Here is a 14,294-nt window from a genome sequence, read left to right on the forward strand (position 1 = left end):
AGCTGAGGTATTGTCAATTGTCATATGTCAGCGTGATGGAGAACAGCGCGCCGTATCCGGTGTTTTGCGCCACAAGCAGTCCGTCCATGTGGTCTTCAATAATGATTTTTGACATATAAAGACCGATTCCGGTGCCTTCTCCTTCCGGCTTTGTTGTGAAATAAGGGTCGAATATCCGCCCGAGTGTTTCTTCTGGGATATTGCCCCCGTCGTTTTCGATATCTATTTTCAGCCTGTCGGTTTTATACACTACTGTGGTTATTATGTTGCCAATCTTTTCACCCGTGTTCTTTCTGTAGTCGATGATGGCGTCTTTGGCATTCTGGTATATGTTAAGCAGCACCTGTTTCAACTCGCTTGGGAAGATAGTGAGCTCTATGTCGTTTATGGGTTTATAGTCTTCAGGTATCTTGTTTTCGAAGATAACTTCGCTTTCATTATCTCTGATTATTACTTTGTAATTTATCATCTGGCTGCGGAACTGAGTTGTGACCAGAGACAGAGATTCAAGGATTACTGCGGCAACGTCAACTTTTTCAGTTGAGTTTGCGGAATGGAAGAAGTTCCTGAAATCGTCTATAGTCGCTGACATATGGTCTATGAGGCGCATTGCGTTGGACGCGAAGTTCATGAGATACTGTCTGTCAACCTCGCCCATTTCGTGGGCATCCTCTATATCCTGCACATAGAGGGCAAGAGCATTAAGCGGCTGTCTCCACTGGTGGGCGATAGCGCTTATCATCTGTCCCATGGCTGCAAATTTTGCCTGTTCGAAAAGCATCTGCTCATTCTTTCTTCGCTTTTCGGTCTCAATCTGTACCCTCTTTTCAAGACTCCTGTTCACGTCCTCAAGCATTTTCTTCCGGTTGATAAGCTCCTGTTCCATCTTCATACGGTCGGTGATATCCCTGAAAACGTAGACGGAACCGATTATCTCGCCCTTGTTGTTCGTCATTGCGGAGGAGGTTATGAAAACGGTGATAACACCTGCATCTTTTGTAACCATGTTTGCGCGGTAGGTACGGTTTGATTTCGGTGACAGATCGGTTATCTTTTCTGTAAGAGATTTTCCGGTCTCATAGTCGTAAACCTGGATTACCTCGTTTATGTTGTGACCGAGGATAAACCTGTATTTCTGCCCAAGAATATTTTCCGCACTGCTGTTTACAAGGGTTATGCGACCGAACCTGTCTGCGGCGACGACACCCTCGCCGATACTCCTGAGTGTAACGTCCAGCCGTTCTTTTTCACTTTCAAGCTCGTTCTGCACGCGGGTTATCTCTGTTATGTCGATACATACGCAAATGAAACCCATTATGTTCCCGTTGGAACCGAAAAGAGGATATACGGAGCAGAGAACGGGGAAGACCATGCCGTTCTTTTTGACCATTTCAAGCTGCTTTGTGACCATTGCGTCGGTTCTGCGGCTCTCCATACACATGTCTGAAAGTTCGTCGCCTAACGCCTTTATAAGTCCTGCGGGCGGCAGACCGAGCAGTTCCGACAGCTTGTATCCGAAGATTATCTGTGCGCCGACGTTTGCATCCATTATGATGGGTTCCGAGTCAGTGGAAATTATGAGAATACCTGTGGTTGTTGTCGAATCGAAGACGGAACGCAGATATTCCTCTTTGTCCCGCAGTTCCTTTTCCCGGCGGTCAATGGTTATCATCATCTTTTCAAAGCTGTCGTAAAGGGTTCTAAGCTCTTTGAAAACTCCCTTCTCAGAGTCCTTGAACTCAAGGAAGGTTCCCTGGGCTATCATTTCGCTGCGTTCTGTCAGAAGACGCATGGGAACGATCACTTTTGCCCTGATGAAGAACAGGACAAAAATAGAGAAGCCCACAAGAACAACGGCGGAACCGACGTTCATAAGCAGTATCTGTGTGAAATAGACGTAAGCGGAGGACGCGGACTGTTCGTAAAGGAGGAACCAGCCGGGTGTGCGGACTGTTTTTATGGTTCCGACACGTTCCTCTTTTCCGAAATGATAGTTAAGCACAACAGGTTCATAGCTGCCGGCGAGCGACATAAGCGGATGTTTTGAAAGGCTGCCCGCCATGTTTTTTACAGACGACGCAATGATTGTTCCGTCTGCGGCGGCCAGAGTTATAACTGTGCTGCTGTCCTGTACAGCCTCTGAAAGAAGTTCGCTTATGAATCCGGTACTGATGTCGCCGACAACGTACCCTCCGTCAAACTCCACAACCGCCCTTACCACCATATTGTTTGAAAGCGGCGACGTTACGGCTCTGCTCCACTTATTCTCCATTCCGGTTTTATAAGAGATATCCGGCAGAGGGATGCCTATAAAGTCGTCACGGTCGTAACTTTTGTAGTAAGAAGAGTCAAAAAGCGATATTCTTGCTTTATCGTCAAGGACATATATTGCTTCAAATATCTTAAAGCTCTTTATGCCGGAAGAGAGCATCGTGTCCAGATGCTCGTTCTTCTGTCCGTATTTTTCCGTCACTTCAGCGATTGTCTCAAGGAATCTGTAAGGGTTGTCCAGTCTGTCGTTTATCCTGTCGTTCAGTGAGGAGGCGACGATATTAAGCCTGTTCTTAACGTTTTCATCCTGCGAATCGTAGGAACTTAGGAGGAATACTGTCAGCACCGCAGCCAGCGGGAGCATGAGGAAAAGAAGAAAGGAGACCACGAACATTCTGCTCAGGGCGGGGTTCTTTTTCATTCGGCACTCCCGATACGTTCGACTTTTCCGTTTCTGATTATAAAGGCGCTGAGAGGGAGGCTCGCATCGCAGTAATTATCCAGCGTAAGTCCTTTGAGCAGAGTTATTGTCTTTGCGCTCTCCCTGACAGCTTCACAGAAGGGTGTTCCGCTTTTTATACTGCCCAGCGCATTAAAAAGTATATAGCCCGATTCGTACCCGTGGACACTCATCCACGACGGTTCTTCATTGAACATTGCCTTATATTTTTTACTGAACTCTTTGTATGATTCAGAATATTTATCTATGTAAAAATCGAAAAGGTATACTCCGTTAACTGCATCCCCGCCGAATTTCATAAATTCGTTGCCCGCTGCCCATGCCCGGATGGCTATCTTTGAAGCATATCCGGCTTTGCGTATCTGCCAGATTATAAGCGCAGTGTCCAGAGGAGAGCCAACTATGTAATACATATCTGGCGGGTTTGCTTTGTCCTCTTCAATGAGTTTCTGCATACTTTCGCCTGATTCCGGATTGAAAGCGCGGATGTCCCGCACGCTGCACCCGCGCATCATGAACGACGCGGTGATGTTGCGAACAATATCCGTTGAATATGAACTGTTTCTGGTGTCATAGATGATAACGGTCTCTTTAACGCCAAGTTCCCGAACGATGTAGCCCGTTATGCGCATTGCCTGATCTTTGCTGTTGTACGGGATTATTCTGACAAAATTATCATTGATGCCGGCGAGCTCGGAGGTGCTGACAGTCGGGCTGAACATATACATACCGCGGCTTTTAAGGAGAGGAACCGTGGATTTGGCTACGTTGCTCAGTCCCGGACCTATTATATATTTCACTCCCTTGTCAGAAAGACGGGAGAGTGCAGATGCTCCGCCCTGCGGCGTGCCTGTATCATCTTGAATATCAAGGGAAATTTTGTCTTCCAGTCCGGAGTCGGAAAGAGCCAGAAGTACCCCCTTCATGGAATCCTGCCCCATGTCGGAGTATCTTCCGGTAAGAGTGTTTATAAAACCGACAGTTGTTTTGCCGGAATCGGTACTGCATCCGGACAGAAAAAGCGCGGTTGAAATAATGAATATCAGAAAATATCTGTACATTGTATCTCCGCCGTAATCATATCACAGAGCGGATTTATGTACAATTATATTGTGTTGTATGCAGAATTATGCATACACATCAAGATTGTAGCCCGGATGTCCGAATCTGCGTTCTTTCCTTGAGCTGTCCTGATGCTGACTTTCCATAGTGTCCGTGCGTACCGACTGGCGATATGTCGCATCGTCATTATACGAACGAATACGTTCACTGTGGTGATATTGCTGATACATTTTTTCGGTGTTTTTCTGTCTCTGTTCTTCCAGCATACGAGTGTATGCTTCATTTGAGGCGGAACCGCCTATAACTCTGGACATGGACGCACCTGACGGAACATCCCTGTATAAAATTACGCATCCGTGCTTTTATCGTATCGGCATAATAAGCCATTACTTTAGAAAAAAGAAGAGGAAATTTTTCTGTTGTTTTATGCGGGCGGCAGGAAGTCATTTTATGTATATCTAATCAGAAATCATCCTTCTCCCGCTCCGCAAGCTGTCTGCGGCGTATCATTTTGTTATATGTCGTGATTATATCTCTGCGGGTGATTATCCCCAGAAGTTTCTGGCTGTTTTCGGGATCGAGAACCGCAAGCAGTTCAACATTTTTGAAACCGATGCTGTCGATTGCATCGGCAAGTGTAGTGTCAGGATAAACGTATGGGAGGTCTTTTTCGCAGACCTCACCAGCAACGACGATATCTTCAAGACCTTCGTCGAAAACAAATTCGCGGAGTTCCTCAAAAAGCAGAACGCCGACAAACGAACCATCCTCTTTAAGAACGGGGAAGTTGTTGTGCTTTGTTTTTGATATTAAATGAACCACGTCGCTGAACTTCATGGTTTCAGGAATCGTTATCGGGTCGGGACGCATAATGTTTTTGACTTTAATATCCTGAAGAACCTGAAGAAAGAACTCTCCTTTGTGTGCGGGCGAGTCGCTGCGCTGGGGCACCTGATTGTAATAAAGGTTGGTTTTGCGCAGAAGCAGGAATGAAAGCGTCGTCACCCACATGGATGGAACCAGAAGATGATAATTTCCGGTCATTTCGCTCACCATGATTATGGAGGACAGAGGAGTGTTCGCAATCCCGCTGAAAAATCCCGCCATGCCGACAACGGCGAATGCACCAGGCTCCGGTGCGATTATGGGGAGCAATTCATTGAGACTCACGCCGACCATGCCGCCGACGCAGGCACCGATTACCATTGAGGGACCGAAAGAACCTGCGGAACCGCCGGAACCGATGGTGAAAGCGGTAGCAAATATTTTTGCGAAGATAAAAAGGACAAGGAAAAGCAGTCCGAGATTATTTGACATCGCGTGGTCTATCTGGGCATAGCCGCCTGACAGAACTTCCGGGATGATAATTGCAACGCAGCCTGTAAGAAACCCGCCTATCATTGGCTTAATATATGGTTTAACGGGTATTTTTTTAAAAGTTTCGGCAGATTTTTTATATACCGTGACAAAGAACCAGCCGAAAACCGCACACGCGAAACCGAGAATGGTATAGCCTATCAGTTCCGCAGGGTTTCGGAACGTAAAGTCATGGGCTGCAAACAGTGGCTCCCAGCCGAAAACGCTGCAAAAAACAGAATATGCGATTATGGATGTTATGGCAGAGGGTAAAAGCGCTTCATATTCCATATCGGAGGACGAATAGAGCACTTCTGCTGCGAATATTGCACCTGCCAGCGGCGAACGGAAGATAGCCCCGACGCCTGCGCCCATTCCTGCGGCTGTAAGTATTCTCTTCTCCCTGTCGGTGAGACTCAGCAGATTGCCGAGAAAGGACGCGAAGCCCGCGCCTATGTGGGAGATCGGACCCTCCCGACCGCCTGAACCGCCGGTACCGATGGTTATTGCGCTGGTAAAGATTTTGACTATAGGCACCTGCCAGCGGATGTTGCCTTTTTTCTGATGGATTGCTTCAATGGCGGTGTTTGTGCCTGCGCCCTGCGCTTCCGGCGCGAATCTGTAGACGATGTATCCGCTCACCAGACCGCCGAGGGCGGGAACGATGAGCAGAAGCCACCTGTTGAACTCTTTCCCTGAGTGACCGAAAAGTGAAGGTTCGCCGGATGTTTCGCCCACGGGCCAGCCGACAGCAACATCAAGGAAATAGTATTCGCAGACCTGAATCATAAAAAAGAGGGCTATGGAGGCGAGACCCGCCACAATACCCACAATGGAACCGAGTATGAACCATCTGCCGATTACAGGCAGTGTCAATTTTTTAAACTTAAAACGTTTCATTATATATATCTTACCAGTAGGAACCGCTACAGTAAACACCCGCGGCGGTGAAGTCAAGGTTTTTGGAAAATAAATAAGCCTTTTTTGTCTGTATATGCCTTTATGCGCCCGTTCTCTGTTTCAACGCGGTATCTCTGTTTATATTCCGCAGGCAGGTCAAAGAATGCTTTTTCTATTTCGGCGAAAAGTTCCGTCGACGGGTTAAGTCTGTTTGCCCATTCTGAAAAATCGTGCCGCTTGTGCAGTATGACAGCCTCTTTCGCCTCCAGCCTTTCGCACTCTGCCATGGCAATTATATTTTCCACCGTGTGGCTTTTTTTGTGGGTTTCGTCCCGCAGAAGCTCGATGCGGTTCAGGTGTCCGTCGTCTGCGTCAACTACGGAATCTATCAGCACAAAGATACCGTCCTGTTTCATGATGCGGAAAACCTCGCCCATGAACATGCACGGATTGCGGAAATGGTGCATGGCAATGCGGCATCCGACAAAATTGAACGAATCATTCTGAAACGGCAGAAACTCTGCTGCGGAAACGGCGCCAAGGGAAAGCCCGAAAGCCTCGTCCGCTTTTTTCAGCATGTTCAGGCTCAGGTCGGTGACTATCTTTATGTCCGCAGGTACGGCGTTTGCGAAGTGTCCCGCTGCGCAGGCGACATCCAGCATCCTCCCGAACCTTACCTCTGCAAATCTTTCCGCCAGAAACTCCAGATCGGAACCTGTGCGGTGGTCGCTGCTGTTCAGGTAATTTGCGGCGCTGGAATCGAAACTCATATCATACTCTGCCGAGAAAATCTTTTATCAGGTCTGTCTGCACCTCGAACTCAAGGAGAAACGCGTCGTGTCCGTAGTCGGATGTGATGTTCTCCCAGTGAGTCTCTTTGCCCTGTTTTTTAAGTATTCCGACTATCTCTTCTGTCTGATATGAGGGGAAGAGGAAATCGGAAGTGAATGTCATAAAAAGAGATTTAGCTTTTATAAGCGACAGCGCTTCTTCAAGGTTGCCCCTGCCGTATGACAGATCGAAGATGTCCATTGTTTTAAGCACGTAAAGGTATGTATTCGCGTCGAATGTCTCTGTGAACTTATATCCGTTGTATCGCAGATAGTTCTCCACCTCAAACATGCCTTTGAAGTCGTAAATACCCTCAAAGTTGGCATATCGTCTGCCGAACTTGTTGTGGAACGCCGGGTCGGACAGATAGGTTATATGTCCCGCCATCCTTGCTATGGCAAGCCCGTCAACGGGTATCTCGCTGTCGTAGTAGTCTCCGCCGTTCCAGCGGGGGTCTTTCATAATGGCGAATTTCGCAATAGCGTTAAATGCAATGGACATGGGGATAATATATGCGCCTGTTGCTATAGGTATTATGCTTTTAACGCTGTCCGGATAGGTTGCACCCCACTCCAGAGCCTGCATCCCGCCCATGGAGCCGCCCGCCACGCAGAGCAGTTTTTCTATGCCGAGATGGTCGGTGAGCCTTTTCTGCAGGCGCACCATATCGCGCACTGTTACGACGGGAAAGCGCAGTGCGTAGCGTTTTCCCGTGGACGGGTCTATGGAACTGGGACCTGTGGTGCCGAAGCAGGAGCCCAGGAAGTTTGAGCAGATGACGAAATATTTATCCGTGTCAAACGCCTTGCCGGGACCTATCATGGAATCCCACCATCCGGGGCGCTGTTCGTCCGCACGGTTAAAGCCCGCCGCATGGGCGGAACCTGTGAGCGCGTGGCAGACGAGGATGGCATTGTCCTTCGCCTCGTTCAGCTTTCCGTATGTTTCATAGGCGACAGTGACAGACGAAACGACCCTGCCGCTTTCGAAAAAGAAATCGTCTTTAAATGTAACGTATCGGGTCTTTACAATCCCGACAGAACCGTTGTTCGTCATTTAACCGCCTTCATAGCCTGTTCGAAATCCTCGATTATGTCGTCAATATTCTCGATGCCCACAGCAACGCGGATAAGCTCGTCCGGAATACCGCCTCTCTTTCTCTGCTCTGTGGAGAGCTGACGGTGTGTTGTGCTCGCCGGGTGCGTAACGATGGTTCTGGCATCGCCGAGGTTTGTTGCGTGGATGGCTATCTTCACGTTCTCAATGAAGTTTCTGCCGGCTTCCAGCCCGCCTTTCAGTCCGAAGGACATCATTGCGCCGGAGCCTTTTGGCAGATATTTTTTAACAGCCTGATAGTTCCTGTTGTCGGGCAGGTCGGGGTAGTTTACCCATGCCACCTTATCGTTGCTGAGGAGCCAGCCCGCCAGCCTTTTTGCATTTTCGCAGTGGCGGGGCATACGCAGGTGAAGCGTTTCAAGCCCGTTCATTATCATGAACGCGTTCATAGGGGAGAGGCATCCGCCCACGTCGCGCAGTATCTGTGCGCGCATTTTTACGGCGAGCGCCATATTGCCGAATTTTTCCGCATAAACAGCGCCGTGGTAGCTTGGGTCGGGTTCAGTGAACGAAGGGAATCTGCCGCTGGCGAACCAGTCGAAGTTTCCGCCGTCAACGGCTATGCCGCCCATTGCCGCGCCGTGCCCGCCGATGAACTTTGTCATCGAGTGCAGAACGATGTTGGCGCCGTGCTCCAGCGGTCTGAAAAGATAGGGCGTCGTGTATGTGTTGTCCACTATTAGGGGTACTCTGTGTTTCTGCGCAACTTCGGCTATTTTTTCAATGTCGGGGATATCACTGCCGGGGTTGCTGACGGATTCGATGTAGATGCCTTTGGTGTTCTCGTCAACGGCCGCATCGAAAGCATTCACATCATCCTGATCCACAAGACGGATTTCTATGCCGAGTTTCTTGAATGTCTGTGTAAAAAGATTGTAGGTTCCTCCGTAGAGTTTTGCGGAAGCCACTATGTTGTCACCGTTTTCGGCGAGAGTTGTTATCACCATATATGTTGCGAACTGTCCGGCGGACGTTGCAACGGCGGCTGAACCGCCTTCAAGCATTGCAATACGGTTTTCAAGAACTTCAACTGTCGGGTTTGAAAGACGGGTATATATGTGCCCGCCGACGTTCAGGTCGAAGAGGTCTGCTGCGTGCTGTGCATCTTTAAACTGGTAGGCGTTTGAATAGTATATGGGAACCTGTGTCGCCCCGGTTTTTTCATCGGGTCTGTACCCGCCGTGGATTGCAATGGTTTCAAATCTCTGCTTGCTCATATTTCCTCCGGATATCAAAAAAAGCCTCTGTTCCCGTATGGGAAAGAGGCTTATGCTTGTTATACATATAGGCTTATCTTTCCTTCATCGGCAGGAATTAGCACCAGACATCGGATTATATTGCCGACCGGCTGCTGTAGCTTCACAGGGCCCTTTCCCTCCGCTACTCTGGATAAGTTCTGACAGGTTATACGGAAAAAAGGAGTTTGTCAAAGGTTTTTATAAAGTGCGGCGGGGGCTGTTAGCACGGCTATCAGAAGCATTGTGAGCATGACCACCTCTGAGTCGCCGAAATTGTTTTCGGTTAGCCCCTCCATGAGGAATACGATGAAAACGAAAAGAGCAGCCTTTGCAGGAGGATATTCTTTTGAGCGCCTGTGGATAAAGCGGAAAAGACTGATAAGGAAACCAAGCAGAAACACAAGTCCGAGGAGTCCGTTGTTGAATGTGTAGTGCAGGTATGAGTTATGGGCATGTGCCGTGCTTGAAAGTGGTACCTTTACGTTATCTTTGACATACTGGGTGAAGTTGCCCTTGCCGAAACCAAGGACAGGACGTTCGGCTATGGCTTTGATGGCTGTTTCCCAGAGAACCATGCGGGTGCCCACGGAGGAAGCCGTGTCTTTCCCGCCCCTGTCGGTAAATATTCTTTCACGCAGTGGATCGTCAAAATATATAATCACTGCGATGATCATTGCGATGCAGGTCACCGCTGCAGCCGCTTTCATCTTATACTGATAGATGAACATCAGCGCAGCCGTGGCAGAGGCATACAGCATGGGACCTCTGCTGACGGAGAGAAGCAGGGCAAAACCGGACATTAAGACCGCCGCTGCGGTGAGAATACGCAGTTTCGGAGGCTGAGTTTTAACGAATATCAGAAGTCCGAGCGCACAGATGAAAACCACCGCCGCCGCATTGCCGTATGTAAGCGCGTGGGTATAAAAGCCTATTGCACGGTCGAAGCCAGCCGCGAATACGTCATAAACGCCGGATATGGCATTCAGTATGCTTCCGGCAAAAAAAGCGTAAAGCACTCTGTTAAGGTTTGCACCGTTAAAGAGTATAAGGCAGGAGTACAGATACATGTATGTCCATATGGAAGGCACTTCGCTTAGTGATTTCTGAATATTTGTTCCGGCAAATGCCGAAATTGTCTCTGTTATGACCATCAGGATGAAAAATTTTGTATGCCATGATGTTATGGGTGAGAAATCTTTAGTTTTATAAAGTTTCACCGCCGAAAAAATTATCAGCAGAGCCAGAAACAACTGTGCTGCCGATATGGAGACGTTAACAGAGAAAGCGCCAAGCTGAATCAGAATTGTTTCAAACAAGCAGAGCCTCTTATTTCTTTTTCAGAACGGCGGCAAAAAAACCGTCCGCATCGCTTTTGTAGGGCAGCGAGACGAAATAACCTTCGTCAAGAAACTGCTCTGCACAAACTGGTTTAACAATTTTAAACTCCGGATGCTCTTTCAGAAAGCACTCGACAACGTCTGTTGTCTCTTCTGGTTCCAGCGAGCAGACCGAATAGATTATTGTACTGCCTTTTCCTGTAAATTTCACTGCTTTTTCAAGCATTTCTTTTTGTCTTCGTGAACAATCGTCAATATCCGTTGTTGTGCGAAGCCAGCGCACTTCGGGGTGTCGTTTTATGGTGCCCAGAGCGGTGCAGGGTGCATCCAGCAGAACAAGGTCAAACTCCGCTTCCGTATCAAGCTCCAGAATATCCGCACAGATGCAGTCTACGTTGGCATACTGCACCATTGAGGCTTTAAGCTGTTCGTATCTTTTTTTATTTTTTTCAACTGCAAACACGCGGGATTGGGGGTAGGTCTGCGAAAGAACGAACGTTTTACCGCCGGGTGCCGCACAGCAGTCCAGAATGGAGAGCGGGTCTGCGTCTCCGGCAAGGCGTGCCACGCTGAATGACGCGAGGTCCATAATGTGTCCTTCGGATTCGCCTTCGGTTTTTTCGATGGTCATGGAGGCGGGATCGACGCTGTAAAACGACGGCTTGGTGTTCAAATCCGCCAGAAAAGCGTCAAGTTCCGCCCCCAGACGTTTTTCCCATCTTTTAACGAACCAGTCAGGGAAATCCTGACGGATGGAGTAATCTTTCATCAGCGTTTCTTTCTGCCTTGCCAGATTTCGCAGCACTGCGTTGACAAAGCTGCGTTTCTGTTTCGGCACGAGGGAGACGCTTTCGTTCACGGCGGCGTATTCGGGTATGTCGTCCATGAACATTATCTGACAGGCGCCAAGAGCCAGTGCGGCGCGAATCTCGGCTTCCGGCGGGCGGGAATAGAGCTTGCCCAGTGCCTTTTCTATGAAGCCGAGATGACGGAACGTTTCGAAATATATTTTGCGATACAGTCTTTTTTCACTGGAATCCTGAAAATAGTCCTCTTTCAGACTGCCAAGATAATAGGATTTCAGGATGTCGTAAAGTCTGTAACGGAACCTGTCCGCCATTAACGCATTCCCCTTGCCTGTTCGCGGAGTCTTTTAACGCGCTCCTCAACAGGCGGGTGGGTGGAGAAAAGGTTAAGCATACCGCTTGCGGAGAAGGGGTTCATTATCATCATGTGAGCTGTTGCGGGTTTTGCCTCCTCCATGGGGTGATATGCCACGCCCTTGGATATTTTTTCCAGCGCGGATGCCAGCGAAAGCGGTCTTCCGCAGAGGCGCCCTCCCTCTTCGTCGGCTCTGTATTCCCTTGAGCGGGATATCGCCATCTGAATAAGGGTTGCCGCCAGAGGTGCGAGTATGGATACGACTATCATGCCCACCATGCCGAGCGGGTTGTTGTTTCCCTCTTCATCGTTGCTGTGTCCGCCGCCGAAGATGGCAGCCCAGCGTGCCATGTCGGCAAGCATCATGATGGCTCCCGCCATGGTTGCCGCAACGGTTCCTATGAGGATGTCGCGTCCGTTTATATGTGCAAGCTCGTGGGCGAGAACGCCTTCAAGCTCGTCTTCGGAGAGTATTCCCATTATTGCTGTGGTGACAGCCACTACCGCGTGCTGGGGGTTTCTGCCGGTTGCGAACGCGTTGGGTGTTGCGCTCTGCATAACGCAGACCTTAGGCATGGGTATATTTGCTCTTGTGGCGAGGTTTCGCACAAGACGGTGCAGCGCGGGGTATTCCGCCTCTGTAACCTCTTTGGCTCCGTACATTTTAAGCACGATGGAACTGCTGAACCAGTATGAGAAGATGTTCATTGCAAAAGCGATACCGAATGCGATGTACATTCCGTTCCTGCCGCCGATGAGTCCTCCCACAAACACGAAGAAGACCATCAGCACAGTCATGAGCAGAACAGTCTTTAAGGTGTTCATATTGCCTCCTTGATATTATATATATTATTTATTTCATCCTCTATCATGCGGGTGTCTATGCGGGTGCTGACACATTCTCCGTTTGGTCTCCTGTTGCAGAAGCCGATCACGGGAAGGGGATATGTGTCCTGAATACCGCTTAAAAGATCCCGCTCGCACGCCACAGCCAGAATCAGATCGGGGCGTGTTTCCTTAACGATTTTTCTTGCCACGGTGCCCCCTGTGGCAATGTTTATAGAAATATTATGCCTGTCGGCTATCTTAACAAGTTCTTTTACATCGCAGCGTCCGCAGCCTGTGCATTTTGTGATGTCCTTTGTCAGTTTCAGTTCGCATCCTTCAAGCTGTATGCAGTGTGGCAGCAGGATGAGCAGCTTATCCGGTTTTTTCCGTTTTATGATGCCGCGAACCATGTCGTTGTTTATGTTAACGAACGCACGCACCAGCATGTCTCTGTCGATATGCGCGTGTTTTGCGACCCTGAGCATGAAAGGCAGCGTAAGCCTTGTCGCCACTCTTCGGGGACCCTTCACCATGTTCAGGTCTCTGCCTGTCAGCGCTGTATATGCGAAAATCAGGGTGAAAACTGTCACTGATAATGAGAAGATGACGAACAGCGCAGTGATTATCTCCGCCGCCAGCGGTGAAACAGTAGCGGCGCCAAGCATCATCAGGAACCAGACCACCAGTCCGGCGCCGAATATCACACATCCGCAGAGGAAGAACAGCGCCATGAATATGGCTCTGTCTTTGGACATCCGTTTATTCAAATTTTTCCCCGCCCGCCAGCTTTGCTCCGGCAAGAAAACTCACGGCAGGCATCCTTTTTTTGCCTTCCGGCTGAAGCTCGGTTATCATCAGCGCGTCTTTTGCACATCTGACACAGAAGCTCTTCTTAGTGACATCGAATATTGTGCCGGGTTCAGTGTTATTTTCTATAGTGACAATTTCCGCAGCAAAAAGTTTAAACATTTTGCCGTCGAGGAAGGTGTAGGCGGCAGGCCACGGCACAAAACCGCGTATCATGCACTCTATCTCTTTTGCGGATTTTTCCGCCCATTTTATGTGCCCGTCCTCTTTTTTCATCATAGGGGCATAGGTCATATCCGCATCGTTCTGTTTAACGGGAGTGATGCTTTCGAACTCCGTCAAAGTTTTGATAAGGAGTTTCGCACCTGTTTCAGAGAGTTCCTCGGCTATCATCACAGCGTCTTTTCTGCCTATGGGTGTCTTTTCAACCAGCAGAATGTCGCCTGTGTCCAGTCCCGCGTCCATAAGCATAGTGGCGACTCCGGTCTCCTCTTCGCCGTTTATAACAGCCCAGTTCACGGGTGCCGCTCCTCTGTATTTGGGGAGTAAAGAGAAATGTACGTTTACAGGCGCTTTCTCAGGCACATCAAGAACAGCCTGCGGGAGTATCTTTCCGTATGCGGCGACAACGATGAAATCCGGCGCGATGCTTTTCAGTTTTTCAAGCACCTCTTCGTTGTTTTTCAGGCTTTTTGGCTGGATAACTTCTATGCCGACGGACTCAGCATATTCTTTAACAGGCGGGGACTGCATCTGGTTTCCCCTGCCTTTCGGCTTGTCTGTCTGTGTTATGACCAGACAAACCTCTATGTTGTTTTCCACCAGTGCTTTAAGTGTCGGCACAGCCATTTCCGGCGTACCCATGAATACGGTTCGCATAACTACTCCATGTACCTTAGTATGCACAGTTTATATTATAGCGGGATA

12 protein-coding genes and 1 riboswitch are annotated in these 14,294 nt (G+C 49.0%); all 12 genes read right to left on the bottom strand.

What is annotated here, in order from left to right; translation table 11 throughout:
* Positions 1-13: 13 nt before the first annotated feature.
* Entirely contained in the window at positions 14-2,692 is a 2,679-nt protein-coding gene (locus Q7P67_RS01830; RefSeq protein ID WP_303850130.1) for a PAS domain S-box protein, read from the bottom strand.
* Positions 2,689-3,792, bottom strand: coding sequence for an ABC transporter substrate-binding protein (locus Q7P67_RS01835; protein ID WP_303850132.1), 1,104 nt, complete (start codon positions 3,790-3,792; stop codon positions 2,689-2,691). The genes Q7P67_RS01830 and Q7P67_RS01835 overlap by 4 nt, the downstream gene beginning before the upstream one ends.
* Positions 3,793-3,858: 66 nt before the next feature.
* The gene (locus tag Q7P67_RS01840; RefSeq protein WP_303850134.1) at positions 3,859-4,107 is read right to left on the bottom strand and encodes a hypothetical protein; all 249 of its coding nucleotides are present in this window, start codon (positions 4,105-4,107) and stop codon (positions 3,859-3,861) included.
* A 148-nt stretch (positions 4,108-4,255) separates the two neighbouring features.
* Entirely contained in the window at positions 4,256-6,049 is a 1,794-nt protein-coding gene (locus Q7P67_RS01845) for a chloride channel protein (RefSeq protein WP_303850136.1), read from the bottom strand.
* Between the two features lie 53 nt (positions 6,050-6,102).
* The gene (locus Q7P67_RS01850; RefSeq protein WP_303850138.1) at positions 6,103-6,819 is read right to left on the bottom strand and encodes a class I SAM-dependent methyltransferase; all 717 of its coding nucleotides are present in this window, start codon (positions 6,817-6,819) and stop codon (positions 6,103-6,105) included.
* Between the two features lies 1 nt (position 6,820).
* Complete coding sequence (locus Q7P67_RS01855; protein ID WP_303850140.1) at positions 6,821-7,936, bottom strand: homoserine O-acetyltransferase; 1,116 nt, start codon at positions 7,934-7,936, stop codon at positions 6,821-6,823.
* Positions 7,933-9,213: an O-acetylhomoserine aminocarboxypropyltransferase/cysteine synthase family protein gene (locus Q7P67_RS01860; protein ID WP_303850141.1), complete on the bottom strand. Its 1,281-nt coding sequence runs from the start codon at positions 9,211-9,213 to the stop codon at positions 7,933-7,935. The genes Q7P67_RS01855 and Q7P67_RS01860 overlap by 4 nt, the downstream gene beginning before the upstream one ends.
* A 70-nt stretch (positions 9,214-9,283) precedes the next feature.
* Positions 9,284-9,392: riboswitch (SAM riboswitch) on the bottom strand.
* A 30-nt stretch (positions 9,393-9,422) separates the two neighbouring features.
* The gene (locus Q7P67_RS01865; RefSeq protein ID WP_303850143.1) at positions 9,423-10,550 is read right to left on the bottom strand and encodes an O-antigen ligase; all 1,128 of its coding nucleotides are present in this window, start codon (positions 10,548-10,550) and stop codon (positions 9,423-9,425) included.
* Positions 10,551-10,560: 10 nt separating this feature from the next.
* Entirely contained in the window at positions 10,561-11,691 is a 1,131-nt protein-coding gene (locus tag Q7P67_RS01870) for an RsmB/NOP family class I SAM-dependent RNA methyltransferase (RefSeq protein WP_303850145.1), read from the bottom strand.
* Positions 11,691-12,557 (bottom strand): zinc metalloprotease HtpX, encoded by an 867-nt coding sequence (htpX, locus tag Q7P67_RS01875; protein ID WP_303850147.1) that lies wholly within the window; start codon positions 12,555-12,557, stop codon positions 11,691-11,693. Before htpX ends, Q7P67_RS01870 begins: the two co-directional genes overlap by 1 nt.
* Positions 12,554-13,327, bottom strand: a complete 774-nt coding sequence (locus Q7P67_RS01880) for a DUF116 domain-containing protein (RefSeq protein WP_303850149.1) — start codon at positions 13,325-13,327, stop codon at positions 12,554-12,556. The genes htpX and Q7P67_RS01880 overlap by 4 nt, the downstream gene beginning before the upstream one ends.
* Complete coding sequence (gene fmt, locus Q7P67_RS01885; protein WP_303850151.1) at positions 13,320-14,246, bottom strand: methionyl-tRNA formyltransferase; 927 nt, start codon at positions 14,244-14,246, stop codon at positions 13,320-13,322. The genes Q7P67_RS01880 and fmt overlap by 8 nt, the downstream gene beginning before the upstream one ends.
* Positions 14,247-14,294 lie beyond the last annotated feature (48 nt).

The organism is Seleniivibrio woodruffii (genome assembly GCF_029267515.1).
Taxonomy (GTDB): domain Bacteria; phylum Chrysiogenota; class Deferribacteres; order Deferribacterales; family Geovibrionaceae; genus Seleniivibrio; species Seleniivibrio woodruffii_A.

Coding starts and splice junctions, on each gene's coding strand:
- htpX (WP_303850147.1), bottom strand. CDS start 12,557: ATGAACACCTTAAAGACTGTTCTGCTCATGACTGTGCTGATGGTCTTC.
- Q7P67_RS01870 (WP_303850145.1), bottom strand. CDS start 11,691: ATGGCGGACAGGTTCCGTTACAGACTTTACGACATCCTGAAATCCTAT.
- Q7P67_RS01855 (WP_303850140.1), bottom strand. CDS start 7,936: ATGACGAACAACGGTTCTGTCGGGATTGTAAAGACCCGATACGTTACA.
- Q7P67_RS01850 (WP_303850138.1), bottom strand. CDS start 6,819: ATGAGTTTCGATTCCAGCGCCGCAAATTACCTGAACAGCAGCGACCAC.
- Q7P67_RS01830 (WP_303850130.1), bottom strand. CDS start 2,692: ATGAAAAAGAACCCCGCCCTGAGCAGAATGTTCGTGGTCTCCTTTCTT.
- Q7P67_RS01835 (WP_303850132.1), bottom strand. CDS start 3,792: ATGTACAGATATTTTCTGATATTCATTATTTCAACCGCGCTTTTTCTG.
- Q7P67_RS01860 (WP_303850141.1), bottom strand. CDS start 9,213: ATGAGCAAGCAGAGATTTGAAACCATTGCAATCCACGGCGGGTACAGA.
- fmt (WP_303850151.1), bottom strand. CDS start 14,246: ATGCGAACCGTATTCATGGGTACGCCGGAAATGGCTGTGCCGACACTT.
- Q7P67_RS01840 (WP_303850134.1), bottom strand. CDS start 4,107: ATGTCCAGAGTTATAGGCGGTTCCGCCTCAAATGAAGCATACACTCGT.
- Q7P67_RS01845 (WP_303850136.1), bottom strand. CDS start 6,049: ATGAAACGTTTTAAGTTTAAAAAATTGACACTGCCTGTAATCGGCAGA.